Raw genomic sequence first — 655 nt, forward strand, 5'->3', positions numbered from 1 at the left:
GCTAGAAACCAAGTACATTTTCGCGACCATCTCCGTCGTTGTTTTGGTGGTTGTGGTCAACCTTGTACTTTACATGCATGGCTACGACACATACTCAAACAATCTCGCACAGCAGATTACGCAAAATTCTCAAGATAAGACGGAATCCTACGTCAAACAAAAAGGATTAGTGTACGCGGAGTTGTTGTCTAAGCAGCTGTTTGATCCGCTTTACAACGATAACATCAGCCAAGTCTATGGACAGATTACGGCAACCTTAAGCCAACCGGACGTATCAAAAATCCATGTTGTAGATAACGATGGACTTGTATTCCACGATGGTACACCTCAGCTTGCCATGTTTGCTCAGCCCCACTACCGCTCAGACTTTATTCTAAAGGCAATTGAACAAGAGCGTGTCCAAGTCGCTCTATCTAGAGAACAACTGGAAATTGCCGCGCCTATTCACCAATCAGATGTGACGCTTGGAGCCGTATATTTGGAGCTTAACCTTGCCCATTTATTAGAAGAAAAAGAGCAAAACATTGCCCAAGTTGCAGCGATAACGTCTAAAGATAAACACAACATGTTCATTTTGCTGCTGGCAATCAGCATTATTTCTATCTTCATGGGTAGCTTATTCGCGTTTGCCGTAGGTCGATCGTTGGTGAAACCA

1 pseudogene is annotated in these 655 nt (G+C 43.7%); it reads left to right on the forward strand.

Annotation, left to right across the window (positions count from 1 at the left end):
* A pseudogene (locus tag R7R78_RS27015) lies at positions 1 to 655 on the forward strand (GGDEF domain-containing protein); the annotation flags it as partial.

The organism is Vibrio sp. 2134-1 (assembly GCF_033339495.1).